General features: G+C 67.4%; 14 protein-coding genes and 1 pseudogene. 7 read left to right on the forward strand and 8 right to left on the reverse strand.

Annotated features, from left to right (window positions below):
• Positions 1-6 precede the first annotated feature (6 nt).
• Positions 7-1,428 (reverse strand): condensation domain-containing protein, encoded by a 1,422-nt coding sequence (locus G6N47_RS17000; protein ID WP_083131651.1) that lies wholly within the window; start codon positions 1,426-1,428, stop codon positions 7-9.
• Positions 1,429-1,721: 293 nt separating this feature from the next.
• Here G6N47_RS17000 and G6N47_RS17005 point away from each other — a divergent pair, with 293 nt between their 5' ends.
• On the forward strand, positions 1,722-12,602 hold the full coding sequence (locus tag G6N47_RS17005; protein ID WP_083131570.1) for a type I polyketide synthase: 10,881 nt from the start codon (positions 1,722-1,724) through the stop codon (positions 12,600-12,602).
• Between the two features lie 13 nt (positions 12,603-12,615).
• On the opposite strand, the gene G6N47_RS17010 is transcribed toward G6N47_RS17005, so the two are convergent.
• From G6N47_RS17010 to G6N47_RS17025, 4 genes are read right to left on the reverse strand one after another with little or no spacing between them, the layout of a single operon-like run.
• Positions 12,616-13,038 carry a PPOX class F420-dependent oxidoreductase gene (locus G6N47_RS17010; RefSeq protein WP_083131571.1) on the reverse strand — a complete coding sequence of 141 codons (423 nt, stop codon included), beginning with the start codon at positions 13,036-13,038 and terminating at the stop codon, positions 12,616-12,618.
• A 2-nt stretch (positions 13,039-13,040) separates the two neighbouring features.
• Positions 13,041-14,132, reverse strand: coding sequence for an acyl-CoA dehydrogenase family protein (locus tag G6N47_RS17015; RefSeq protein WP_083131572.1), 1,092 nt, complete (start codon positions 14,130-14,132; stop codon positions 13,041-13,043).
• An 8-nt stretch (positions 14,133-14,140) separates the two neighbouring features.
• Positions 14,141-15,298, reverse strand: a complete 1,158-nt coding sequence (locus G6N47_RS17020) for an acyl-CoA dehydrogenase family protein (protein ID WP_083131573.1) — start codon at positions 15,296-15,298, stop codon at positions 14,141-14,143.
• 51 nt (positions 15,299-15,349) lie between these two features.
• Positions 15,350-16,336, reverse strand: coding sequence for an NAD-dependent epimerase/dehydratase family protein (locus tag G6N47_RS17025; RefSeq protein WP_083131574.1), 987 nt, complete (start codon positions 16,334-16,336; stop codon positions 15,350-15,352).
• Between the two features lie 240 nt (positions 16,337-16,576).
• Here G6N47_RS17025 and G6N47_RS17030 point away from each other — a divergent pair, with 240 nt between their 5' ends.
• The 3 genes from G6N47_RS17030 to holA are packed head-to-tail and all read left to right on the forward strand — an operon-like array spanning position 16,577 to position 19,934.
• On the forward strand, positions 16,577-17,413 hold the full coding sequence (locus tag G6N47_RS17030; protein ID WP_083131575.1) for a ComEA family DNA-binding protein: 837 nt from the start codon (positions 16,577-16,579) through the stop codon (positions 17,411-17,413).
• Between the two features lie 47 nt (positions 17,414-17,460).
• Complete coding sequence (locus tag G6N47_RS17035; protein WP_083131652.1) at positions 17,461-18,975, forward strand: ComEC/Rec2 family competence protein; 1,515 nt, start codon at positions 17,461-17,463, stop codon at positions 18,973-18,975.
• A gap of 8 nt (positions 18,976-18,983) precedes the next feature.
• On the forward strand, positions 18,984-19,934 hold the full coding sequence (holA, locus tag G6N47_RS17040; protein WP_083131653.1) for a DNA polymerase III subunit delta: 951 nt from the start codon (positions 18,984-18,986) through the stop codon (positions 19,932-19,934).
• A 60-nt stretch (positions 19,935-19,994) separates the two neighbouring features.
• On the opposite strand, the gene rpsT is transcribed toward holA, so the two are convergent.
• Positions 19,995-20,255 (reverse strand): 30S ribosomal protein S20, encoded by a 261-nt coding sequence (gene rpsT, locus G6N47_RS17045; RefSeq protein WP_083131576.1) that lies wholly within the window; start codon positions 20,253-20,255, stop codon positions 19,995-19,997.
• 167 nt (positions 20,256-20,422) lie between these two features.
• Here rpsT and G6N47_RS17050 point away from each other — a divergent pair, with 167 nt between their 5' ends.
• Entirely contained in the window at positions 20,423-21,079 is a 657-nt protein-coding gene (locus tag G6N47_RS17050) for a hypothetical protein (protein ID WP_232080226.1), read from the forward strand.
• Positions 21,080-21,172: 93 nt separating this feature from the next.
• Complete coding sequence (locus tag G6N47_RS17055) at positions 21,173-21,601, forward strand: CBS domain-containing protein (RefSeq protein WP_083131577.1); 429 nt, start codon at positions 21,173-21,175, stop codon at positions 21,599-21,601.
• A gap of 4 nt (positions 21,602-21,605) precedes the next feature.
• Here the strand turns inward: G6N47_RS17055 and G6N47_RS17060 are convergent, their stop codons facing one another.
• Positions 21,606-22,193 carry a type II toxin-antitoxin system PemK/MazF family toxin gene (locus tag G6N47_RS17060; protein WP_083131578.1) on the reverse strand — a complete coding sequence of 196 codons (588 nt, stop codon included), beginning with the start codon at positions 22,191-22,193 and terminating at the stop codon, positions 21,606-21,608.
• On the opposite strand from G6N47_RS17060, the pseudogene lepA reads away from it, so the two are divergent.
• Positions 22,184-24,149 (forward strand): annotated as a pseudogene (gene lepA, locus G6N47_RS17065) (translation elongation factor 4). The gene G6N47_RS17060 and the pseudogene lepA sit on opposite strands and share 10 nt — an antisense overlap.
• A gap of 3 nt (positions 24,150-24,152) precedes the next feature.
• On the opposite strand, the gene G6N47_RS17070 reads toward lepA, so the two are convergent.
• Complete coding sequence (locus tag G6N47_RS17070) at positions 24,153-26,153, reverse strand: glycoside hydrolase family 15 protein (protein WP_083131579.1); 2,001 nt, start codon at positions 26,151-26,153, stop codon at positions 24,153-24,155.
• Positions 26,154-26,180: the final 27 nt, after the last annotated feature.

The raw sequence follows: 26,180 nt of genomic DNA on the forward strand, positions 1-26,180 counted from the left end.
TTGCCCTCACGCGACGCGTCCCCAGTGCCCGTGGTTGGCGACCCGCACACACACGGACTTCAGCGCCTCCATGTACCGGATGACCGATTTCTCGGCGACGGGGTTATCGGGATACATGATCGCCATCACCGTGCCCTCCCCGTACCGGAAGATGTAGATGGTCAGTTGATAGGAATACCGGCCGTCTGAGTAGATTCCGATGTTGTTGGCAAGTCCCAGGTCGGCGGCCGCGAGCACGGCGTTGAGCGGGGCGGCGTTGCCGTGAAAGAAGTTCGACACCGGAAAGTTCGGTTGTGGCCAGCTCAACCACGGCGCCAGTTCCAGCACCCGGTAGTACGGCACCTTTGCCATGTCCAGACCTGAGTCGAACGAAGCCTGTGCGGTCCACGCGGCGTCGCCGAAAGACGCCGCGGCTATCGGCACGGTAATCGGGATCAAGCCGGTAAACCAGCCCTGTGTCATGAAGTTGTCCGTACCGCTGCGGGAATCTCGGGGAGTAAGACCGTAGTAGGTTGGCGCACCCGTGAACTCGTGCTCCACCAGGGCGATGCAGGCAAACAAGCCGCCGACGAAGCGTGCGCCCACCGCTGAGCATGCCGATTCGAATCGCTCGGTCTGTTCGGCATCCATCAGGAGTTCGGAGACCAGGTCGCTGGCACACGGCTCCGAGGGGTTACCCAATGGGAGCGGGAATTCAGGAAAGCCGCCATTGTTGTTCTCGGCGAACTCGATCCACGCGCGCACCGCGGGTGAATCTGTGGTTAACGTTGAGGTGTACTGGCGTTCGCGGACACAGAAGTCGTCGTAGCTGCCGGGCTCGGGAAGCGCAAGCGCCTCACCGCCGGCGCTCAACGCCGAATACATGCCGTTGGCCTCGAGCATCGTGGTGCCGATCAGCGTCGCGTCCCCGTGCACATGATCCATTGCAGCAAAGAACGTGAAGTGGTTCTCGCTTTGGACAATCCCGAAGCTGAAACAGCCCCACTCCAGCGGATTCGGGATGGCCACGACGTGAGCGCGGACCTCGTCGGCGGTCATCTGGCCGTGCGTCCGCGGCGCGAACTCGATATCTGCGGGATCGCTGATGGTGCGCCTGGCGAATTCGCCATTGCCCATGTGCTCGAACCAGCTGCGGAACGTGTCGTGCCGACGCAGGTAGGCGTTGAGGGCCTCGTTCATGGCGGAAATGTCGCACCGCCCAGGCACTTCGCAGGTGGCGATGATCTGCCGGGAGAAGTCCAGCCCCGCGGCGGTCCGCTCATGGTAGTTGCGAAGATGTTGGCCCTGCATGTAACTGACTGGCACCGAGCTCACCGGTGCTTGTCGGACCTTTGCCAGAGCCATGTCCGTCGGGTGCCACGAAGTGACGACGCCCGGGGTTAACGTCCAATCGTCGAGCGAGCCGATCGTAATCTTCCCGATGCGCAAGACTTCGTCCTCCTCGGTGTGGTCGGCTCGTCGGGTCAGGCTGGCGGCGAGACCCAACATAGCGTTCTTCGCAGTGGGTGTCGCCCAGCGTCAGTCGCTGCGACCGCACAGGGTAAATCACCCGGCACAGAATGCTTGTCCGCAGCCATACCTTGCGGTACGGTGCGCGGCACCGGTGCCGGCAACGCACTTGCAATCCTGGCCCGCGGCAGCAATTCTGATGCGCGACCGAGCCGCGCGCGGATGCGCGCGACGACCGAATCGTCACCGTCCCCAACAGAGAGGTCAGCCGTATGGCATCCGCCGAAGGCGAGCAGCAGTCAAGTTTCGCGATCGTCGGCTACGCGGCGCGTTTCCCCGGTGCGGCGAACACGGACGAGTTTTGGGACTTGCTGCGGCACGGCCGGGACGCGGTATCGGAGGTGCCGCAGGAGCGGTGGGACGCCGATGAATTCTTCGACCCGGATCCCGACGCACCCGGCAAGGTGGTGACCCGGCGGGCAGGTTTTGTCGACGACGTAACGGGGTTCGACGCACCGTTTTTCGGAATGTCGACGCGCGAGGTCCGGTTGATGGACCCGCAACATCGGATCTTGCTGGAGACCGCGTGGCGGGCCGTGGAGCATTCGGGCACCGCGCCAACCGCTTTGGCGAATACCAACACCGGTGTATTCGTGGGCTTGTCCACGCACGACTACTTGGGGATGGCATCCGACGAGCTGACCTACTCCGAAATCGAAGCCTATATGGCGATCGGCACGTCGAACGCCGCAGCGGCCGGGCGGATCAGCTACCGGTTGGGGCTGCAGGGCCCGGCGGTCGCCGTCGACACGGCGTGCAGCTCGTCGTTGGTGGCAATCCACCAGGCATGCCAAGCGCTTCGCTTGGGGGAATGCGACCTCGCGCTGGCCGGCGGCGCGAACGTCTTGCTCACGCCCGCAACGATGATCACTTTTTCCAGTGCGCACATGCTCGCACCCGACGGCCGGTGCAAAACCTTCGATGCGGCTGCAGACGGCTATGTCCGCGGCGAGGGTTGCGGTGTCATTGTTCTCAAGCGGCTCGAGGACGCGATTCGCGACGGCGACCGGATCCGCGCCGTGATCCGCGGCAGCGCGGTCAATCAGGACGGCGCATCGGGTGGTTTGACGGTGCCCAACGGTGTTGCTCAGCAACGGGTTATCGCCGAGGCGCTGAAGCGCGCCGGCCTGGCCGCCGGCGACGTCGGGTACCTGGAGGCGCATGGCACCGGGACGTCGCTGGGCGATCCGATCGAGGCCCAGGCCGCGGGTGCGGTGCTCGGTGCCGGGCGCGACGCGAGCCGGCCGCTGTTGATCGGCTCGGTGAAGACGAACATCGGTCATCTGGAAGCCGCCGCCGGGATCGCCGGTGTGCTCAAGGTGGTCCTGTCTCTCGAGCACGGGTTGCTGCCGCAGCACCTGCATTTCCGCAATCCGTCGCCGCACATTCCCTGGGACCGGCTTCCGCTGCAGGTGGTGCAGGAGGCGACTGCCTGGGAACGCAACGGGCAGCCGCGTATTGCGGGCGTCAGTTCGTTCGGGTTCGCCGGGACCAACGCACACGTCATCCTCTCCGAGGCGCCCGAGGAACATGCGGAGCGCGCTGTGGCACCGCTTCCGGTCGATCAGCGGCGCTTCCGCATACTTCCGCTGTCGGCGCGCACTCCCGCCGCTTTGGTGCAGCTCGCCGATCAATACCGCACCTGGTTGAGCTCGCACCCGGAGGCCACGTTGGCCGACGTGTGCTTTACCGCCGGGGTCGGACGAGCTCACCTGGAGCACCGGGCCGCGTTGGTGGTCAACTCGCGAGAATCTGCCGGCGAATTGCTCGCAGCACTCGCCGACGACCGTCCGGCGCCCGGGTTGGTGCGCGGAGTATCCGACGACGCGCCGAAAACGGCGTGGCTGTTCACCGGTCAGGGCAGCCAGTACCCGGGCATGGCCCGCGAGCTGTTCGACACCGAGCCGGTGTTCGCCCAAACCCTGACCCGGTGCGCCGACGTGGTCGCAGACGTTCTCGAAAAACCGTTGCTCGACGTGATTTTCGACCCGGAGGGCGACGACACGCTGCGACAGACGTCGTACGCGCAGCCTGCGCTGTTTGCGGTGGAGATGGGCCTGGCCCGGCTGTGGCAGTCCTGGGGCTTCGAACCCGACGTGGTGGCGGGCCACAGCGTGGGCCAGTACTCGGCGGCGTGTGTTGCGGGCGTGCTGCGCCCCGAGGACGGCATGCTGCTGATGGCCGAGCGCGGCCGCCTTTTCGGCAGCTTGCCCGCGGGTGGACGGATGGCCGCGGTGTTCACCGCCGCCGAGCGTGCAGAGAGCCTCACCGACGAGTTCCCGAGCCTCTCGGTGGCCGCCTACAACGGCGCCAACACCGTATTGTCAGGACCCGCACAGGATCTGGAGCAGGCGGTGTCGGCGCTTCAGGCCGACGGTGTCCGGTGTGACTGGCTCGACACCAGCCATGCGTTCCACTCGGCGCTGCTCGATCCCATCCTCGACGAGTTCGAGTCATATGCAGACCAGTTCACTTACAGTTCGCCGCAACGCATTCTGGTGTGCAACCGCACCGGCGGCACCCTCGGCCGGAGCGTGAAACTGGACGGCAACTACTGGCGTCGCCACGCGCGGCAGCCGGTGGAATTCGCCAAGAGCGTGCGCACCCTTGCCGATCTGGGCTGCAAAGTGCTGCTGGAGATCGGCCCGCAGCCGGTGCTCACCGCCGCAGCGTTGCGGGCATGGCCTGACCCGGCCACCACGCCGCGGGCCATCGCGTCGTTGCGCCGCAACACCGCCGACCACCGGCAGATCACCGAAGCCCTTGCCGACGCGTACGTTTTGGGCCACCAGCCGGACTTCGGCGCTGTCATGGGCCCGGCGCGCAAGCTGGACCTGCCGACCTATCCATTCCAGCGTCGCCAGTACTGGTTTCGAGACAATCGACCCGAGCGTGACCAACAACAGAACGGCGCGGCGCAGTCGCAGGCCATTCGGCTGCTCGAGGATGGCCGGATCGAGGAGCTCGCGGCCCTGATCGACGCCGCGAGCGACGATCATCAGACCCTGAACGTGCTGGCAAAGCTTGCCGCACAACACAACCAGCAGCGCAAAACCCAGTCGATCTCGGATGCCCGCTACGAGTTCCGGTGGGAGAGACCTACGATCGCCGATGCGCAAGGCCGCGAGGAATGCACGTGGCTCGTTGTCGGCGACGATCCCGAGGTCGTCCAGCCTTTGGCTGATGCGTTGAGTGCGCGCGGACACCAGTATCGGTCCCTCGGGTTGCCGATGTCGGATGCGGACGAGGAACAGCTTGTGGCCGCGCTGCGCGCCGCGGCGGAAGGCGAACCGGCCCTACGAATCCTGCATGTCGCGGCCGTCGGCCCCGACACCACACCGTCGATGCGGTCGCTGTTGCGGATGCAACACCAAATTCTGCGCGGAACACGGCGACTCTTCCGTGCCGCAGTCGCCGCCGAACTGCGCTCACCGATTTGGCTGGTGACCCGCGGCGCGCAGCGTGTCACCGACGCCGACACCGTGTCACCGGATCAGAGCTGCCTCTGGGGATTCGGCCGTGCCGCCGCACTGGAGCATCCCCAGGTATGGGGCGGACTGGTGGATCTGGCCGACGGTACCGAGCAGGAATGGTCGCGGCTGATCGATCAGGTAGGTGCCCCCGCGCGTGAGTCGGCCATCAGGGACGACCAACTGGCCCTGCGTGATCAGGTGGTCTACGTTCCACGGCTGGTTCGACGAGTTGGACAGCCCAGCGCTACACCACTGGAACTGCGCGGTGACGCAACGTATCTGGTGACCGGAGGGCTCGGCTCGCTCGGGCTGGAAATCGCCGGATACCTGGCCGCGCACGGTGCGCGTCATCTGGTGTTGACCGGCCGACGCTCGCCCGGCGAAGCGGCCCAACGACGTATCGACGCGTTGAGCGAACAGTACGGTTGCGAATTCCGGGTCGCCGCCGCCGATGTCGCCGACGCGCACGACGTGGCACGCCTGTTGGCCACCGTGCAGGCCGAACTGCCGCCGTTGGCCGGCATCGTTCATGCCGCGGGCGAGGTCGGTACCACCCCGCTGAGCGCCCTCGACGACGCCGAGGTGGATCGTGTTTTCGCCGGGAAGGTATGGGGCGCGTGGCATTTGAGTGAAGCGGCCACTGACCTGCAGCTGGACTTTTTCCTGAGCACCTCCTCGATCGCGTCAGTATGGGGAAGCTTCGGTCAGACCGCCTACGGCGCCGCTAACGCTTTCCTCGACGGGCTGGCCTGGCGGCTGCGCGAGCAAGGCGTTCCCGGGATCAGCGTGAATTTCGGTCCGTGGTCGGCGGGGATGGCTGACGCGCAGGCTCGCGCGCGACTGGATCAACGCGGAGTCCGGACGCTATCGCCTGCCGATGCGCTCGCGGGAATGGCCGATGCCATGGCGTCGTCGGTGCAAGCCGTTGTGGCACGCATCGACTGGGCCCGCTTCCTGCCGCTCTACCAGCAAGCGGGCAGGCGCGCATTCCTGGCGGAGTTGGAAGGCGAGGTGCCCAGTGCGGTGCCGGCGACGACGCCGTCGGGCAAGCCCGAACTGGTCGAGCGGCTCACGCATGCTCCCGTGCAGCAGCGCAGGAAGCTCATGACGGATTACCTGCGCAACGCGGTGGCCGAAGTGACGCGCGTCGATGCCGCCGAGATCCGGGAGGACGCCGGGTTTTTCGATCTGGGCATGGATTCGCTGATGGCCGTGGAATTGCGTCGCCGCATCGAGCAAGGAGTGGGCAGGGAAATCCCGGCGACGCTGGCGATGGACTACCCCCGCCTGTCCGACGTGGTGGATTACCTGCTCGGCGACGTGCTCGAGCTGAGCGAAAAGGCTTCAGCACCACAGCCGGCGTCGGTAGCCACGACGCGCACCGACGAGCCGATCGCGATCGTCGCGGTGTCGTGCCGTTTCCCGGGCGCGCCCAATCCGGAGGCGTTCTGGGAGGTGTTGTCCGGCGGTGTCGACGCGATCCGGGAGGTCCCGGAGGACCGGTTCGACATCGACGAGTTCTACGACCCTGATCCAGACAGTGCGGGCAAGACCTACACGCGCTTCGGCGGATTCCTCGACGGGATCGACGGATTCGATCCGGAATTCTTCGGCATCTCGCCACGCGAAGCCGTCTGGATCGAGCCGCAGCAGCGGCTGATGCTCGAAACGGTATGGGAGGCTCTCGAAAGGGCGGGGTACGCGCCGTCCGCCTTGCGCGGCAGCCGAACCGGCATCTTCGCGGGCGTGGCGGCCAACGAATACGCCCATCTGCTCTCCGCCGAGTCGATCGACAAAATCGAGCCCTACTTCATCACCGGCAATGCGCTCAACGCGATTTCCGGTCGGGTTGCCTTCGCCTTGGGGTTCGAGGGGCCGGCGGTGGCGGTCGACACCGCGTGCAGCTCGTCGCTGGTCGCCGTCCATCAGGCCTGCCAGGCATTGCATTCCGGTGACTGCGATCTGGCGCTGGCCGGCGGTGTGAATGTCCTACTGAGTCCGGTAACCGTGGTCGCGGCCTCACGAGCCAGGATGCTATCGCCCGTCGGGCGGTGTAAGACGTTCGACGCCTCCGCTGACGGCTATGTCCGCAGCGAGGGCTGCGGGATTTTGGTGCTCAAGCGGCTCAGCGACGCGGTGCGCGACGGCGACCGGGTTGCCGCGGTGATCCCGGGCAGCGCGGTCAACCAGGACGGCGCGTCCAGCGGCTTGACAGTGCCCAATGGTGGTGCACAGCAACGGCTTATCGCCACGGCGCTGGCGCGTGCCGGCCTGACCGGCGGCGACGTCGACTACCTCGAGGCGCACGGGACGGGTACCCCGCTGGGTGATCCGATCGAGGCGCAGGCCGCCGGCGCCGTTTACGGCGACGCCCGTGACTCGGGCCGCCCGCTGCTGATGGGATCGGTCAAGACCAACATCGGTCACCTCGAGTCGGCATCGGGGGCCGCAGGTCTGATCAAGGTCGTGCTGTCGCTGCAGCACGGAGTGCTGCCGGCCAGCTTGCACTTCGACAATCCGTCGCCGCACATCCCGTGGGATTCGCTGCCGGTGCGGGTCGTGGACAAGCCAACTCCGTGGCAGGCCAACGGCAGGCCGCGGCGCGCGGGCGTCAGCTCGTTCGGATTCACCGGCACCAACGCGCACGTGCTGATCGAAGAGGCACCACAACCGGCAGCCACCGCGGAGCCCGAGGCGGACGATCACGATGATGCGGTGAGCGTTCTGCCGCTCTCGGCACGGTCGCCAGAAGCGTTGGTGGCGTTGGCGCAACGCTACGGCTCCTGGTTGGACAGCCATCCGGACGTCGACGTCGCCGACGTGTGCCTGACAGCCGGGGTGGGACGATCGCATTTCGAGCACCGGGCCGCGCTGGTCGTGGATTCCGTGCGGGCAGCACGAGACGGCTTGGCCGACTTGGCCGACAACCGTCTGCGGCCCGGTGTGCTGCGTGGCGAGTGCGCCGACCGGCCGACGACGGCGTGGCTGTTCACCGGTCAGGGCAGCCAGTACCCCGGCATGGCGCGCGAGTTGTTCGACGCCGAGCCGGTTTTCGCGGAAGCGGTGACACGCTGCGCGGACGCGGCCAGCGAGATCCTGCCGCGACCGTTGCTGGAGGTGCTGTTCGCCGCCGACAGGGAGACCGCAGAGACGTTGCGGCACACCTCGTTTGCGCAGCCGGGGCTTTTCGCCGTCGAGATGGGCCTGGCCCGGCTATGGCAGTCGTGGGGCATCGAGCCCGATGTGGTGCTGGGGCACAGCGTCGGCCAATACGCCGCGGCGTGTGTGGCCGGGGTGTTCAGCATGGAGGACGGGGCGCGGCTGATGGCCGAGCGGGGCCGGCTGTTCGGCAGCCTGCCGGAAGGCGGGCGGATGGTCGCGGTGTTCGCCGACGCCAAGCAGGTCGAGGCGGTCGCCACCGGATTTCCGCGAGTGTCGGTTGCGGCCTACAACGGCCCCAACACGGTGCTGTCGGGTCCGGGCGAGGATCTAGAGCAGATAGTCGCCACGTTTGGCAACGACGGAATCCGCTGCAGCTGGCTGGAAACCAGTCACGCCTTCCATTCGGAGTTGCTGGAGCCGGTACTCGGCGAGTTCGAGTCGTACGCCGCACGTTTGCAGTTCGCTGCGCCGACGTTGCCGCTGGTCTGCAACCGCACCGGCACCGTGCTCACCGCGGCAACCCCCCTCGACGCGGGGTATTGGCGGCGGCATTCCCGCCAGCCCGTGCAGTTCGCCGAAAGCGTGCGCACTGTGGCGGCGCTGGGATGCTCGGTGTTGATGGAGATCGGTCCGCAACCCGTGCTGACGGGGGCGGCGGTGCAGGTCTGGCCGGAACACCTGGCCGCGCCGCGCGCGATCGTTTCCCTGCGCAAGGGCGTAGGTGACCGGCGTCAGATCGCAGATGCGTTGGCGGGGGCCTATGTCAGCGGCCATCGCCCCAAATTCGATGCGTTGCATCGCCAGCCTGGCCGCAGGCTCGAGCTGCCCACCTACCCGTTCCAGCGCCGTCGCTTCTGGCCCAAGACCTCGGGTATCGCCGTGGATGGTGCCGCTGCATCCGGAATTCTCGGAACTGCAAAGGATCTCGCCTCGGGCGACTCCGTGTACACCAGCAGGCTGTCCGTCAAATCGCAGCCGTGGCTTTCCGATCACGTCATCTACGGCACCGTGGTCGTTCCCGGGGCGACGTATGCGGCGATGGCGCTGGCCGCAGTCGGTCCGCCGGCGCGGGTCAAGGACGTTATTTTCTACGAGCCGATCATCTTGCCAGAGAAGGACTCCCGCGAGGTGCAGCTGACGTTGCATCCCATCGAGGACGGGGGGTGGAGTTTCCGTGTGAACAGCCGCCCGTACGGCGTCCGTGATGCCGAATGGTCGTTGAACGCCGACGGCACCGTCGTCAGCGGTGTCGATGACGAGCCGGCACCCGATCCGGCAGACTCGATCGAGTCGGCAATCGAGCAGTCGGAGCGCATGCGTCCGCACGAACTGTTCGAGTCTTTTGCCGCCAGCGAGCTGGAATGGGGGACTACCTGGTCCGGTTCCCTGAAGTCGCTGTGGGTCGGCGAGGGTGAGGCGATCGGCGATATCACCGTCGGCGATGAACTCGCCGAACACCTCGGAACCGAGCCGATGCACCCGGTGCTGCTCGATCTGTGCACCGGCGTCGTCTTCCCGGCGTTCCCGGCGATTACCGCGGCCGAACAGGGGTTGAACGATCTGCTGTTGCCACTGCGCTACGGACAAGTGATGCTGCGGGAAAAGATGCCCCGGCGGTTCTATTGCCGCGGGAAGTGGCATGCCAGCGCCCTCGACAGCGAAACCCAAGTCTTCGATATCGATTTCGTCGACCGAGATGGCCGCCACCTGGGCGGGATTCGCGAGTTCACGGTCAAGCGCGCGCCTCGGGAGGCGTTGTTGCGCGGGCTGGGCGGCGATTCCACCAGGCTGCTGTACAGCCTCGGCTGGCACGAGGTACCGCCCCAACCGTCGGGTGAGGGCCTCGGAAATGCCAGTGGCACATGGCTGGTCGCCGGATTCGACGAGCTCGCAGCTGAGCTGCCGGGCTGCATCTCCTATGACCGCAAGACCGATCCAGAACTGGCGGGGAAGCTGGTCGCACAAGCTCACGAGCGCGGGATGCCGATCTCCGGGATCGTCTGGCGCGCCGCCGGGCCGAGCGCAGACGAGTCGAGCGCTGAAGCTGCCGCGCGACTGGAGAACGAGATCGCCCACCTGCTGAGCGTGGTGCACACGCTGCAGGCCGATGAGGCGGTCAAACTTCCCAACGGGCTGTGGATCGTCACCGAACGAGCCGTGGCAACCGAATCCGGCGAGCGGGTCGATGCGCTGCAGGCGGCGCTGTGGGGACTCGGGCGCACCGTCATCAACGAGGAACCGGCCCTGCATTGCAGACTGGTCGATTACGACGGCTCGAACGAGGCTGTGCACGCACTGGCCGGTCTTCTGAGTGCACCAGCCGGCGAGCCCGAACTCGCACTGCGGCAAGGGAAGCTGTTGACACCCCGGTTGCTGCAATGGTCACGCAGTGGTCACCTCGCGGTACCGCGTGCAGCCGACTACGTCCTGGCGCCGACTGAACGCGGCGCGATCGACAACCTGCGGGTGAGCGAGACCGAAGTGGCGCCGCCGGACGAGGGTTGTGTACAGGTGCGGGTTGAGGCCGGTGGGTTGAACTTCCGGGAGGTGCTCAATGTGCTGGGCCTCTACCCGGGTGATCCGGGCCCACTCGGCGGCGACTTCGCCGGCGTCGTCACACAGTTGGGTGACGGCGTCACCGGGCTCGAGATCGGCCAACGTGTCTACGGCTTCATGCAGGGCGCGTTCGCCAGCCGGTTCAACGTGCCGGTTCAGTTGCTGGCGCCGCTGCCCGACGGGCTGAGCGCCGTAGAGGCGGCGACGATTCCCGCCGCCGCACTCACCGTCCGTCTCGCGTTCGACTGGGCGCAGCTGAAGCCCGGTGACCGTGTGCTCATCCACGCCGCGAGCGGTGGTGTCGGATTGGCCGCGATCCAGATGGCGCAGCGGAAAGGCGCGACCGTCTTCGCCACCGCGAGTGCGTACAAACGCGCGACGCTACGCCGGCTGGGCGTGGAATACGTCTACGACTCGCGCAGTACGGATTTCGCCGATCAGATCCTGGCCGATACCGGCGGCGCGGGTGTCGACGTGGTGCTCAACAGCCTGACCAACGAGGGGTTCATCGAAGCAACGGTTCGGGCCACCGCCCAGAATGGCCGTTTCGTCGAGATCGCCAAGCGCGACATCTGGACGCGCGAACAGATGGCGACGGCCCGTCCCGATATCGCTTACGAGATCGTCGCGTTGGACTGGGCCTGCGTGCAAGAGCCTGAGCGCATTCGTCACCTGCTGGACGAGGTGTCGGACGGGTTGGCCAGCGGCGAGTGGACCCCGCTGCCCGCCGAGATCTACCCGCTGACGGAAGCCAAGACGGCGTTCCGCCGCATGCAGCAGGCGCGGCATATCGGCAAGATCGTGCTGCAAATGCCGAAACCGCTACAGCCGCGCGGTGATCGAAGCTATCTCGTCACCGGCGGACTCGGCGCGATCGGCCTGCACATGGCGTCGTATTTGGCTCAACTCGGCGCCGGCGACATCGTGCTGACCAGCCGACGCGAACCCGATGCGGACGCGCAGCGGACAATCGAGGACATCACCGAGCGCTACCGCTGCCGCATCCACACCTTCGCTGCCGACGTCGGCGACGAGTCAGAAGTCGCGAAGCTGCTGGAGCGGATTCGTGCCGAGTTGCCGCCGCTTGCAGGAGTGGCGCATCTGGCGGGCGTGCTCGACGACGCCCTGCTGTCCGAGCAGAGCGTGGAGCGGTTCCGAACCACGTTGGCGCCCAAAGCATTCGGCGCCTACTACTTGGACCGGTTGACGGCAACCGACGAGCTCGACTTCTTCATCGTGTCCTCGTCGGTGTCCAGCTTGCTCGGCTCACCCGGCCAGGCCAACTACTCGACCGCCAATGCGCTTCTCGACGGGCTGGTCGCGCAACGCCAAGCGCGAGGCTTGCCGGCGACCGGCGTCAACTTCGGTCCCTGGGCACAAGGGGGCATGGCCTCCTCAGAGGCCGCTCGCGCCAATCTCACTGCGCAGGGCCTGATTCCGCTGGAACCCTCGGCGGCCCTCGGCGCGCTCGGCGAGGTTGTGGCCACCGGAACGGCGCAGGCCACCGTCATCAAGGCCAACTGGCAGCGTGCCCTGAAGGTGCTGGGCAGTTCACGTCCACCGATTCTGGACCTCGTATTGCCGAGTGCCGTCGGGGAGACGACCGGCGATGCTGAGTTGCTGCGGCAACTGCAGGAGATACCAGTGGCGCAGCGCGCCGCCTTCATCACCGAATTCCTGCAGCGCGAGGTGCAGAACTTTCTGCGGCTCGCCCAACCGCCCGCTGCCACGAGTCGGTTCTTGGACCTGGGCACGGATTCCCTGATGGCGATCGAGCTCCGAAACCGGTTGCACAGCCAGTTCGGTGGCATGTTCACGATCAACGCCACCGCGGTATTCGACTATCCGACCATTGGCGGGCTCGCGGAGTACCTGGCCGGTCAGCTGCCCGAATCGGACTAGGCGCTCGCGATACTCAGTCGGCGATGTTGAACGCGGCGACGACCTTGGTGGGGCGGACTCGCACCACCAGCTCGCCGGGAACGGCGTTGCGCCGGCCGAACTCGATCGCGCGGTGGATTCCCATGTAACGCCCGCCGATCCGCGTGGCGATGTCGAGCAGCTCGGGTGCATCCTCGGCCGTCGTGGCGATGCCCTGCACCTGGACGAACGAGTAGGGCGGATGCGGGTCGTCCACGCAGATCACCACGCGTGAATCCCGGGTCAGCGCACGGCCTTTCGCGGTATTACGACCGGTGGTGAACACCAGCTCGCCGTCGTCGACGATGAACCACACCGGAGCGACCAGCGGACGGCCGTCGGAGGCGACGTAGCCCAGCATGCCGGTGCGGGTGCCCGCCGACAGGAATTCGATGATTTCCGTAGAGAGTTCGGTCATGCCTACAGGGTGACGACGTCGTAGTCGCCGACCTGGTCGGCGAGGACATGCAGTTGGGCCTGCGACGAACCCAACGTGTGCTCGATCGCGGTGAGCCGGGCCGCATAGTGGCCGACCGGATATTCCGCGGTCATGCCGATGCCGCCGTGCAGCTGGATCGCTTCTTGCCCGATGTGCCGGCCCGAGCGGCCGATCTGCAGTTTGGCCCGCGCCGCGATCACCGGGTCGAGGTTGCCGTCCGCGATCGACATCGCCGCGTAGTAGTTCATGCTGCGGGCCAATTCGAGCGAGACGTACATGTCGGCCGCCCGCTGGGTCAGGGTCTGGAAGGTGTTCAGCGTGACGCCGAACTGCTTGCGGGTCTTGAGGTAATCGGTGGTCAACCGAAGCGCTTCTTCCATGGCGCCGACCGCCTCGGCGCACAACGCCGACTGAATACGGATCACCGCATTGCGGATGGCCGTCGATGCGTCACCCGCGTCTCCCAACGGTTCGCCCGGCGTCTGGTCCAGGTCGATCTGCGCGCCGCGCTGGCCGTCGAACGTCTGATACGGATGCCGGGTGACGGCACCGGCATCGACCACAAAGAGTCCGGTCCCGCCGTCGGGCAATGCGGCGCTGACCACGAGGGTGTCGGCGCAGTCGCCGGCCAGCACAGGGTTCTTCCGTCCGGACAAAACCCACGAATCGCCCTGGCGCACAGCCTTTGTCGCGTCGCCACCGCGCGGCTCGAGGTGCGCGAACGCCAGCAGCCGCTGGCCGGCCGCCACCTCGTCCAGGAGCTGCTTTTGCGTCTCGGTGCCCAGCTCGGCGATGACCGCGCCGGGGCCCAGCGCCGCGTGCACCACCGGTTCCGGGGCCAGCCGGCGTCCGATTTCGGTGAGGACCACCATGATTTCAAGCTGGCCCGCCTCGGCGGGGTCGAACCCGAGACCGAGTATTCCGGTGTCGGCCAGCTGGCTCCACACCTCGCGGCTCCAGCCCAGCTCGGTGTCGACGACCTTGAGCCGGCTTTCGGGATCGTAGCTGCGGGCGAGCAGGTCGCGGGTGGTGTCGCGCAGCAGCACCTGCTCGTCGCTCAACTGAAAGTCCATGGCTGACCTCACAATCCCAGGATCGTCGACGCGATGATCGTGCGTTGAATCTCGTTGCTGCCGCCGTAAATCGACGTCTTGCGGTAGTTCAGGTAATGCGGTGCGCTGCGCTGTGCCCATCCCGGTGACGCAATCTCGTCGCCCGCGTCGAACGGCAGCGCATCCGGGCCGGCGACCTCGACCAGAAGTTCGGTGGCCGTCTGCTGCAACTGGCTGCCCCGCAGTTTGAGCACCGACGACGCCGGGTTGGGCTTACCGCCCGACGAGCTCGACGTCACCCGCATCTGGGTGAGTTCCAGTGCCAGCACGTCGTTTTCGGCTTCGGCGAGCCGGGCCGCGAACAGCGGGTCGTCGAGCAGGCCGGTCTCGGTGGCGCGTTGCTTGACCTCGGCGAGGCGGACCTTGGTGCGGCCCACTCCGGCGATACCGGTCCGTTCGTTGCCCAACAGGAACTTCGCGTAAGTCCAACCTTGGTTCTCCTCGCCGACAAGCTGGTCGGCGGGCACTCGGACGTCTTCGAAGAACACCTCGTTGACCTCGTGGCCGCCGTCGATCAGCTTGATCGGCCGCATCGTGATTCCCGGGGTGTCGAGGTCGATCAGCAGGAACGAGATGCCGGCCTGCTTCTTGGGTGCCTGCGGGTCGGTGCGCACCAGGCAGAAGATCCAGTCCGCGTACTGGCCCAGCGTGGTCCAGGTCTTCTGCCCGTTGACGACATAGCTGTCGCCGTCGCGTATCGCGGTGGTGCGCAGCGACGCCAAGTCCGAGCCAGCTTCGGGTTCGGAGAATCCCTGGCACCACCAGATGTCCAGGCTGGCGGTGGGCGGCAGGAAGCGTTGTTTGGTCTCCTGCGAACCGAACTCGGCAATCACCGGGCCCACCATCTTGGCGTTGAAGTTCAGCGGTTCGGGCACGCAGGCCAGCTGCATCTCGTCGAGCCAGATTTGATGCTGGGCCGGCGTCCAGTCCTTGCCGCCCCATTCGACCGGCCAGTTGGGCACCGCCAGCCCGTGCTCGTGCAGGATCTTGTGACTGGCGGCAATGTCGTCACGGTTGACCTGCCCCAGGCGGACTCGCTCGCGGACATCGGCCGGGATCTGGGTCGTGTAGAAGGTGCGCAGTTCGTCGCGGAAGGCGGCTTCCTCCGCGGTGAGCGCCAGCTGCATGGCAGTCTCCTGTGGTTGGGTAACTCTGCCCTGCACGTTAGCCGGTTGCTTTCACAGCGACGCCGCAAGAGCCTCCAATGTCTCGGCCGACGTGTGGCGCGGCGTCCAGCCCAGCTGCGTTTTGGCCTTGGTGGTGTCCATCACCACCGACGTGCGCGCGACATGCAGCCACTCCGCCGCCGAGGGCACGAACGGCAGCCGGGCGATCACCGCCGAGGCCGCCGTCGCCGTCGCGGCCGGGACCCGCACCGGCCGGCCGCCGAGCGCTGCGGCCACGTCGGAGACGGACACCACGCCGTCGCCCGCGATGTTGTACGCCCCCGGTGGCGCCGAGCCCGTCGCCGCCAGCGCGATCGCCGTCGCGACGTCGTCATGATGCACCAGCTGCAGCGGGTTGCCGGGGTCGGGAACAGGCGGTTTGAGCAGCGGCAACACCCGGATTGCGGTGGCCGCATACGGGATACGGCTCCACGGCATCGCGTCGGCCAGCGCGTGTGCCTGTGGTCCGGCGACGATGCACGGCCGCAGGATGTACACCTCCAGCGGTGAACCCGCGGTGATCTCGGCGAGGGCGGCTTCGCAGGCGGCCTTCTGCGCGGAGTAATAGTGCTCGGGTGAGCCCCGCGGTGGCACGTCTTCGGTGAGCGGGACCGGATTGTCGGCGTGATACCCGTACGCGGCCACCGACGAGCTGTACACCAGCCGGCGGGGGCGCCTTTCGACGGAACCGGCCGCGCAGGCTTCGAAGACGTTGCGGGTGCCGGCCAAGTTCACCCGCGCGCTTTCTTCGCGCGAACCCATGATGATGAACGCCAGGTGGACGACGACGTCGGCGTCGGCGACGAGCGCGTCCACCGCGTCGCGGTCGGTGATGTCGCCCTGCCGGTAGGTCGTTTTGGTCCAGCCGCGAGACGACGGCTCGAACGGGCGACGGGCCATGCCGATGATGCGGTCGACGGCCGGGTCACGCTCGAGCGCGGCCACCGCGGAGGTGCCGATCTCGCCGGTCGGCCCGGTGACCGCGACGGTGAGCCCCATCTCAGGACCGCCGACGCGACCGTCGGCGCCACCACACGATGCCGACGACGGTTACGCCGGCAACCGAGGCGACCACGACAAGGGGCGGCCTGGCAGCGTCCTTGAAACTCATTGCGCCCGGCTACCCGCGTGGTCGATCGTCAAACCTGGGTTGTCCACAGTTGGGTGTTCCTCCACAGCTCGGCCTCGGCATGCCGCGCGGCGAGCGCTGGTGACGGTCGGCGCACCTACCGTCGGCGCATGCGAACAGAACTGCCTGCCGAGCGACTGCACCGGCGCCTTGGCGCCCAACCCGGCGCCGGGGACGACGCGACCGACGACGAGGGCGAGGGAGACCCGAATTCACTGCTGCCACGGTGGGTTCCGGACGGTTCGGCGCAGCAGAGCCTGCTTGCCCGGGTGCGCGCCGATCCCGGTCGTGCCGGCGCAATCGCGTTGGCGGTGATCGCGGCGATCGCCGTGCTGGTCACCGTCTTCACGCTGGTGCGCGACCGGCCCGCGCCAGTGGTGTCGGCCAAGTTGCCGCCGGTGGAGATGGTGTCGTCAGCGACCCGTAGTCCGAGCGCCAGCCCGTCGGCCGGGCCGGCGCAACCCGTGGTGGTCAGCGTGGTGGGCCTGGTGCACAGCCCGGGATTGGTCACCTTGGCACCCGGTGCTCGGATCGCCGACGCGCTGAACGCCGCCGGCGGCACCGTGGACGGCGCCGACACAATCGGGTTGAACATGGCCCGCCAAGTCGGCGACGGCGAGCAGATCGTGGTCGGCGTCGCGCCGCCGAAAGGCCAACCCGCCGCGCTGGGTAGTTCAGTCAACCCGGGCTCGGCCGCGCCGGCTGCACCTGCGGCGCCGGGCAAGCCGGCCCGGCCCACTTCGGCGAAGCCGGGCGAGGTCATCGACCTGAATACCGCGACGGCGCAACAACTGGACACCTTGCCCGGCATCGGGCCGGTTACCGCTGCCGCGATCGTGGCGTGGCGCGAGGCCAATGGCAAATTCAACAGCGTCGACCAGCTCGCCGAGGTCGACGGCATCGGCCCGGCGCGGCTGGAAAAGCTGCGTGCACTGGTCCGTGTCTGACTGCAGTGCACGACCCGTTCGGCGGTCCGGTGCCGGCGCGGCTGGATGTGCGTCTGGTGCCGCCCGCGCTGACCGCCTGGCTGGTCACGGCCGCCGGAATCGTCTGGCCCGTTGGCAATCTGCTTGCGGCCCTGGGGGTTCTGACCGCGGTAACCGGTGCGCTGTCGGCGCGGGCAGCGCGACTGCGCACCATCGGCATCGGCCTGGCCGCAATCGGTGTGGTGGGGGCGGGGTTCGGCTTCGCGATCGCGTTGCGCGCCAACGCGGTCGCGCGCCACCCGATCACCGCGGCGTTCGGAACGGCCACGCGGGTGACGGTCACACCCAGCGAGAGCGCACTGTCGTTGGGGCGCGGTCGGCTGATGTTCCGTGCCACTGCCCAGCGGCTCGGAGACCACGAAACCAGCGGTCGTGTAGTGGTTTTCGCGTCCGCGGCAACCTTCCATGACGTGATGGTGGGCCAGCCGGTGCAGTTTCGGGCGCGGATCACGCGTCCCACCCGCCATGACCTGACGGTTGCGGTGGTCAACGCGATCGGAGCGCCCACCACCGGCACCGCCGCCCCGGTGCATCGTGCCGCGCACGCCGTGCGTGATCGGTTCGCCGCCACGGCGCGTCGCGTGCTGCCGGCCGATCAAGCCGCGATGCTGCCGGCGCTGGTGCTGGGCGACACGTCGACGGTCGCCGCCGTCACCGGCCAGGAGTTCCGGACCGCCGGGCTGACCCATCTCACCGCGGTGTCGGGCGCCAATGTCACGATCGTGTGCGGCGCGGTGCTATTCAGCGCGCGGCTGATCGGCCCGCGTGCGGCGGTCGCGCTGGCCGCGGTCGCGCTGCTGGTGTTCGTGATCGTGGTGCAGCCGACGGCCAGCGTGCTGCGTGCGGCGGTGATGGGCGCCATCGCGTTGGCGGGCGTATTGAGTTCGCGGCGGCGACAGGCCATTCCGGCTCTCTCGGCCACCGTGTTGCTACTGATGGTGCTCGCGCCGCAGCTGGCGGTCGCTGTCGGTTTCGCGCTGTCGGTGGTCGCCACGGCCGCGCTGGTGGTCATCGCGCCGGCCTGGTCGGCGCGTCTGGTGTCGGCCGGCTGGCCCAAACCGCTGGCCGACGCGGTCTGCGTGGCCTGGGCCGCACAGGTAGTGACCGCCCCGTTGGTGGCGGGCATTTCGGGGCGGGTCAGCCTGGTGGCCGCGGCAGCCAACCTCGCGGCCGCGGCGCTGATCGCCCCGATCACCGTGCTGGGCAGCGCAGCCGCCGCGCTGTGCATGGTCTGGCCGCCCGCCGCGCAGCTATTGATCCGGTTCACCGGTCCGGAGCTGTGGTGGGTGCTGCACGTCGCGCACTGGGCGGCAGGCGTGCCGGCCGCCAGCATGCCTGTTCCGTCCGGCGCTGCAGGCGTGGTGCTCATCGCTGCTACTGGGGTGCTGACCGTCGTGTTGTGGCGGTGGCGGTGGTTTCGCGTGGCGATGGCCGTCGGTGTGGTCTGCCTCGTGGCCTGGTCACTGTCGGGCTTGATGCCGACCGGATCGTTGTCGGCGCTACATGAAACGATCGAACGGTGAACCAGGCGTTGCACCTCGTGCTGGGAGACGAGGAACTGCTGGTCGAGCGCGCGGTGGCCGCTGTGCTGCGGTCGGTACGTCAGCGGTCTGGCACCGACGACATTCCGGTGAGCCGGCTGCGGGCCGGCGAGGTCGGCACCTACGAACTCGCCGAACTGCTGAGCCCGTCACTGTTCGCCGACGAGCGGATAGTGGTCCTCGAAGCGGCGGGTGAAGCGGGCAAGGAGGCGGCCGAATTGATCGTCGCGGCCGCGGGCGATGTCCCGGCGGGCACCGTGCTGATCGTCGTGCACTCGGGCGGCGGGCGGGCCAAGGCGCTGGCCAATCAACTGAAAACGCTTGGGGCGCAAGTACATCCGTGCGCTCGGATCACCAAACCCAGTGAACGTGCCGACTTCGTCCGCAAGGAGTTTCGTTCGCTGCAGGCCAAAGTCGACCAGGAGACGGTCAACGCTCTGCTCGACGCCGTCGGCTCGGATGTGCGCGAACTCGCCTCGGCGTGTTCACAATTGGTCGCCGACACCGGGGGCCGTGTGGACGCCGCCGCGGTGCGGCGCTATCACAGTGGCAAGGCCGAAGTGAAGGGCTTCGACATCGCCGACAAGGCAGTGGCCGGTGATGTCGAAGGGGCCGCCGAAGCGCTGCGGTGGGCGATGATGCGCGGCGAACCGCACGTGGTGTTGGCTGATGCGCTGGCCGAGGCGGTGCACACCATCGGCCGGGTCGGGCCGCTGTCGGGTGATCCCTACCGGCTGGCCGGGGAGCTCGGCATGCCGCCCTGGCGGGTGCAGAAGGCGCAGAAACAGGCGCGGCGGTGGTCACGCGACATGGTGGCGACCGCGATGAAATGGGTGGCCGCGTTGAACGCCGACGTCAAGGGCGCCGCCGCCGACGCCGATTACGCGCTGGAAGCCGCAGTGCGGAGGGTCGCCGAACTGGTCGCCGATCGAGGCCGCTGAGCGCACAACAAACGAAAGCACCCTGAACCGGTGGTCGCAAGGTGCTTTTTGGGTTTGGGCTCAGAGCTTGTTGAACGCGCGGGCCAGCGCCGACTTCTTGTTGGCCGCCTGGTTCTTGTGGATGACGCCCTTGCTGGCGGCCTTGTCCAGCTTGCGGCTGGTCGACGCCAGCAACTCGGCGGCCTTGTCCTTTTCGCCGGCCTCGGTGGCCTCGCGGAACGCGCGAACAGCCGTGCGCAGCGACGATTTCACCGACTTGTTGCGCAGTCGCCGGCGCTCGTTGGTGCGGTTGCGCTTCTGCTGCGACTTGATGTTGGCCACGCGGTAGTTCCTTCGTCGATCTCAACGGGAGTATTTGGGCTGCACATGCCGGGTCAGGCGGCAGCGAGTGACCAGGTTATCAGTAGCCGCGGCGTTCTCCCAAAGCAGAGCCCACTGGCCTGCGGAAACGGCCGTCGAACAGGCGATCGGCGCCATAGTGTGCGGTTATGGATGCCCGCCGCCCGCTGCTGGCTCTGTGGGCCGCGATCTGCATCGGCCTGCTGTTGGGGGCTGTGGCGATCGGAGTCTCGCTCGGCGGCGTCATGCCGCTGCCGTACGGGCCGGCCGCGCCGGTTCAGCAGTACGTGGCCGAACAGCCGATGGCGGTGCAGGTCATCGCCGTCGGCGTCTTCGCCTCTGCGGTGCCGCTGGCCGTCTACGCTGCGACGGCCGGCGCTGGGCTGCGTGAGCTCGGGGCCGACGTGTCCGGGGCAATCGCGTTGACCGGCGGTATCCTCGCCGCCGGCACACTCGGTTCGACGGGCCTGGTGGGCTGGGTGCTGTCGCGCCCGGACACAAACAACGACGCCGCGCTGGTTCGGGCGCTGTATTACCTGGCGTTCCTCCTTGGTGGGCCGGCGCACATCGTGGCGCTCGGCCTGCTTGTAGCCGGGATCTCGGCGCCGGGATTGACGCTGGGACTACTGCCGCGACCGCTGGCCTGGATCGGCCTGGCGCTCGCTGCCTTTGCCGGACTGGCGACGCTGGTGCTGGTGTGGCCGGCCCTGGGAGTGATGCTGCCGATCGCCCGGGTTTCGGCACTGGCATGGCTCTTGGTGGCCGGCGCCCGCCTGGGCCGCAACCACAGTCGCCCGGCGCGCTGACCTGGGCCGGCAGTGCCCATTTCCACCAGCCGCTTTCACGCCGACTGAGTTGGCCGTAGCCTGGTGTGAACCGGATCACAACGGGAGGTCCCGATGCGGATAGCGGACGTGCTGCGTAACAAGGGTGCGGCGGTGGTGACGATCAATCCCGAGGCAACGGTGACCGAACTGCTTGCGGGGCTTGCCAGGCACAACATCGGCGCGATGGTGGTAGTCGGGCCCGACGGTGTCGTGGGAATCGTCTCCGAGCGTGACGTGGTGCGTCAGCTGCACACCCACGGGCCATCGGTTCTTTCTCGCCCGGTCTCCAAGATCATGACGGCCGTCGTGTCCACCTGTAAGAAGGCCGACAGCGTCGATGCCATCAGCATGCTGATGACCGAGAACCGGGTGCGCCATGTACCCGTGATCGACAACGGGAAGCTGATCGGGATCGTCAGCATCGGTGACGTGGTGAAGAGCCGGATGGAAGAGCTGGAGGCCGAGCAGGCGCAGCTGCAGTCCTACATCACCCAGGGTTAGAGCCTCAGCTCCACGAGTAGTCGGCCCGCAAGCGGGCGGCCACCACGTCGAACATCTCGCGTTGCAGGATCGCGCCCTCGCGGCGGATGCCCTCCTCGGGGACGTCCAGCACCCGGTCCAGCCGCACCCAGCTCGGCCGGCCGTCGTCGTCCCAGCTGCCGCTGCCGATGCCGACCCAATCCCGGTCGTCGGCGTGCCGTTCCTGACTCGACAGCATCAGGCCCAGCAACGTCTGCCGGTCACGGCCGACCACCAGCACCGGGCGGTCCTTGCCGCGGGTGGGGTCCTCCTCGTAGGCCACCCACGTCCACACGATCTCGCCGGGGTCGGCACGACCGTCGAGGTTGGGGGCGTACACCAGCTTGCGGGCCCGGTGCGCGGTGGGAACGCTGGTGCGAGTGACCGGCCTGCCCGCCGCGATCTCGATGGGCGGTGACGAGGCGGTGCCGGCGATGACGTCCATGCCGAGCTTGATGCCGCGCTGGATGGCCGGCGAGTTCTGCAGCTGGCGGATGATTTTGGGCGCCTCGCTGAATACCAGGTTTTCCAGGTTTCGCTGAAAACGCTGCAACGTCCTCCACTGTGACGCCATGTTCGCAGGATAGGACGCCCGGCACGATTGTGTCCCGAGGGCGCTGCCTCGATACCCTGGACGTACCCGCGCCGCGCCGCACCGCACCCGTCGTACCAGGAGATTCCCATCAGCAGCTTCGCCGACCAGACCTTCACCGCGCCGGCGCAGATTCGGAACTTCTGCATCATCGCCCACATCGACCACGGCAAGTCCACGCTGGCCGACCGGATGCTGCAGCTCACCGGTGTGGTCGACGAGCGGTCCATGCGCGCGCAATACCTCGACCGGATGGACATCGAGCGGGAACGCGGGATCACGATCAAGGCGCAGAACGTGCGGCTGCCGTGGCGAGTGGGCGATACCGACCACGTGCTGCACCTGATCGACACGCCGGGCCACGTCGACTTCACCTACGAGGTCTCCCGCGCGCTGGCCGCCTGCGAGGGCGCGGTGCTGCTGGTCGACGCCGCGCAGGGCATCGAGGCGCAGACGCTCGCCAACCTCTATTTGGCGCTGGACCGCGACCTGGTGATTATCCCGGTGCTCAACAAGATCGACCTGCCCGCCGCCGACCCGGACCGCTACGCCGGCGAGATCGCCCACATCATCGGCTGCGAGCCCAGCGACGTCTTGAGGGTCTCCGGCAAGACCGGCGAGGGCGTGCCCGAACTGCTCGACGCCGTCGTCAAGCAGGTCCCCCCACCGCAAGGTGACGCCGAAGCCCCAACGCGGGCAATGATTTTCGACTCGGTGTACGACATCTACCGCGGCGTGGTGACCTATGTGCGGGTGGTCGACGGCAAGATCACACCGCGCGAGCGCATCGCGATGATGTCCACCGGCGCCACCCACGAGCTGCTGGAGGTGGGCATCGTCTCGCCGGAGCCCAAGGCCAGCGACGGCCTGGGTGTGGGGGAGGTCGGTTACCTGATCACCGGCGTCAAAGACGTCCGGCAGTCCAAGGTCGGCGACACGGTGACGACGGCTCGGCACGGCGCCACCGAGCCGCTGACCGGCTACCGCGAGCCCAAGCCGATGGTGTACTCGGGCCTGTATCCCGTCGACGGCTCGGACTACCCGGATCTGCGCGACGCGCTGGACAAGTTGCAGCTCAACGACGCGGCGCTCACCTATGAACCGGAAACGTCGGTGGCGCTGGGCTTCGGATTCCGTTGCGGCTTTTTGGGTTTGCTGCACATGGAGATCACCCGCGAGCGCCTCGAACGCGAATTCGACCTCGACCTGATCTCGACCTCGCCCAACGTGGTCTACCGGGTGATCTTGGAAGGGGGAAGCGCCGACGGCATCCTCGTCACCAATCCGTCGGACTGGCCGGAGGGCAAGATCCGCACGGTCTACGAGCCCGTCGTCAAGACCACGATCATCGCGCCCAGCGAATTCATCGGCACCATCATGGAACTCTGCCAATCCCGGCGCGGCGAGCTGGGCGGCATGGACTACTTGTCGCCCGAGCGGGTGGAGCTGCGCTACACGATGCCGTTGGGCGAGATCATCTTCGACTTCTTCGACTCGTTGAAGTCACGCACCCGCGGCTATGCCAGCCTGGACTACGAGGAGGCCGGCGAGCAGGAAGCCGCGCTGGTCAAGGTCGACATCCTGTTGCAGGGCGAGGCCGTCGACGCATTCAGCGCGATCGTGCACCGCGACGCGGCGGCCGCCTACGGCAACAAGATGACTACCAAACTCAAAGAACTGATCCCGCGTCAGCAGTTCGAGGTGCCGGTGCAGGCCGCGATCGGCTCGAAAATCATTGCGCGAGAAAACATTCGGGCGATCCGCAAGGACGTGCTGTCCAAGTGCTACGGCGGCGACATCACCCGCAAGCGCAAACTGCTGGAAAAGCAGAAGGAAGGCAAGAAGCGGATGAAGACCATCGGACGGGTCGACGTGCCGCAGGAAGCCTTCGTCGCCGCGCTGTCGGCCGACGCGGCGGGCGACAAGGCCAAGAAGTAGCGGCTACATCGGCGCGTTGGCGGGCTGGAACACCCCGGTGGAGTCGGCCTCTTCCTCGGCGCGGATCACGTGCACGACCGCGTTGATCAACGCCAGGTGGGTGAACGCCTGCGGGAAGTTGCCCAAGTGCCGGCCGGTGCGTGCCTCGATCTCCTCTGCGTAGAGGTGCAGCGGGCTGGCGAACGACAACAGCCGTTCGCATAGATACTTGGCGCGGCTCACCTCGCCGATCTCGACCAGCGCCGACACCAGCCAGAACGAGCAGATCGTGAACGTGCCCTCCTCGCCGGTGAGCCCGTCGTCGGTCTCCTCGACCCGGTAGCGCAGCACCAGGCCCTGTTCGGTGAGGTTGTCGGCGATCGCCAGCACCGTCGCGCGCACCCGCGGGTCGTCCGGCGGCAGGAACCGGGTCAGGACCACCATCAGCAGCGAGGCGTCCAGCGCGTCGGTGTTGTAGTGCTGCTTGAACACTCCGTTCGCGTTGACCCCGTGGTGGAGGATGTCGGCCTTGATCTCCTCGGCGATTGCCCGCCACTGCTGGGCGTAGCTCTTCTCGCCCTGCCGCTCGGCCAGCTTGGCGCCGCGGTCCAGCGCGACCCAGCACATCACCTTCGACGACGTGAAGTGTTGCGGTTCGCCGCGCACCTCCCAGATCCCGCGGTCGGGTTCCCGCCAGTGCTTTGCCGCCTCTTCCACCTGCTTCTTCAGCACCGGCCACAGCGTCTCGGGGATCTGCTCGCGGGATTTGGAGTGCAGGTAGAACGAGTCGAGGATGCTGCCCCAGATGTCGTGCTGTTCCTGGTTGTAGGCGCCGTTGCCGATCCGGACCGGGCGGGCGTGGTCGTAGCCGGACAAGTGGTGCAGTTCGGATTCCTCGAGGCTGCGTTCGCCGCCGACGCCGTACATCACCTGCAGCGGATGGCGCTCACCGTTGTTGGCGCCGGACACGTCGGCGATGAACGCGAAGAAGTCGTCGGCCTCACGGTCCAGACCAAGCGTGTACAGGCCCCACAGCGCGAACGTCGAGTCGCGAATCCAGGCATAGCGGTAGTCCCAATTGCGTTCGCCCTGCGGGGTTTCCGGAAGCGAGGTGGTGCTGGCCGCCAGCAGGGCGCCGGTTGGCGAATACGTCAAACCCTTCAGCGTCAGCGCGCTGCGCTGCAGATACGCCCGCCATGGATGGTCGGGGAAGTTGCCGATGTTGATCCACTGCCGCCACGACTCGGTGGTCTGCCACATCTTGTCGGCGGCCTCTTCGTAGGTCTGCGGCGCGGGGTGCTTGGACCAACTGAGCGCGACGAACACGTCGTCGCCTTCCTTGAGCCGAGTGCGCGCCCGCGCTTCCCGGCCCTCCAGCCCGATCCGCAGATTGGTGGTCAGCCGCAGCGTCGGATGGGCGTCGGGGTTTTGTTTGGCCCGCGCGATCGCTTCGCCGTAGGCGCTGGCCGAGTATTCCCAGGCGGCGCCCACCCGGTGGTAGTCGAACGCCGGCTCGCAGCTCATCATCAGCTCGACGGTGCCGGACACGCAGCGCACAGTCCGCAGCAGGATGTGCTCGGCATCCCAGTCCATCGGGGTGCGACGATGTGTGCGGGACCGCCGCTCGATGTCATGCCACGGCCCCATGACCAGCGCGTCACGCACGATCAGCCAGCCGGTGTGGGTTTGCCAGGTGGTCTCCATGATCAGGCTGCCGGGCAGATAGCGCCGCGCCGAGGGCACCGAGACGCCGTACGGGCCGAGCCGGAAGTGGCCGGCACTGCGGTCCAGGATTGCGCCGAAGACGCTCGGCGAGTCCGGCCGCGGCACGCACAGCCACTCCACCGAGCCGGCCGGCGAAATCAGGCAGGTCGTCTCGCAGTCGGACAAAAACGCATAGTCGGCAATCGGCGGGAAGGGGTTCCGCAGCGAGCCACCGGGCGTGACCGGCACCGGGGACGTGATGGTGAACGGCGCGGCTCGGTCCTCGGAGGTGTCGTCGGCAGACTCGGCATGCAGGACCATGCCGACATCATCATCTGCCGACCACGC

The sequence above is a fragment of the Mycobacterium branderi genome (assembly GCF_010728725.1).
GTDB classification, from domain to species: Bacteria; Actinomycetota; Actinomycetes; order Mycobacteriales; family Mycobacteriaceae; genus Mycobacterium; species Mycobacterium branderi.

Bases quoted from the DNA above. Each gene is read 5' to 3' on its own strand.
- G6N47_RS17010 (WP_083131571.1), bottom strand. From the start codon at position 13,038: ATGACCGAACTCTCTACGGAAATCATCGAATTCCTGTCGGCGGGCACC.
- G6N47_RS17055 (WP_083131577.1), top strand. From the start codon at position 21,173: ATGCGGATAGCGGACGTGCTGCGTAACAAGGGTGCGGCGGTGGTGACG.
- G6N47_RS17025 (WP_083131574.1), bottom strand. From the start codon at position 16,336: ATGGGGCTCACCGTCGCGGTCACCGGGCCGACCGGCGAGATCGGCACC.
- G6N47_RS17015 (WP_083131572.1), bottom strand. From the start codon at position 14,132: ATGGACTTTCAGTTGAGCGACGAGCAGGTGCTGCTGCGCGACACCACC.
- G6N47_RS17020 (WP_083131573.1), bottom strand. From the start codon at position 15,298: ATGCAGCTGGCGCTCACCGCGGAGGAAGCCGCCTTCCGCGACGAACTG.
- G6N47_RS17030 (WP_083131575.1), top strand. From the start codon at position 16,577: ATGCGAACAGAACTGCCTGCCGAGCGACTGCACCGGCGCCTTGGCGCC.
- G6N47_RS17070 (WP_083131579.1), bottom strand. From the start codon at position 26,153: ATGGTCCTGCATGCCGAGTCTGCCGACGACACCTCCGAGGACCGAGCC.
- G6N47_RS17060 (WP_083131578.1), bottom strand. From the start codon at position 22,193: ATGGCGTCACAGTGGAGGACGTTGCAGCGTTTTCAGCGAAACCTGGAA.
- G6N47_RS17005 (WP_083131570.1), top strand. From the start codon at position 1,722: ATGGCATCCGCCGAAGGCGAGCAGCAGTCAAGTTTCGCGATCGTCGGC.
- G6N47_RS17050 (WP_232080226.1), top strand. From the start codon at position 20,423: ATGGATGCCCGCCGCCCGCTGCTGGCTCTGTGGGCCGCGATCTGCATC.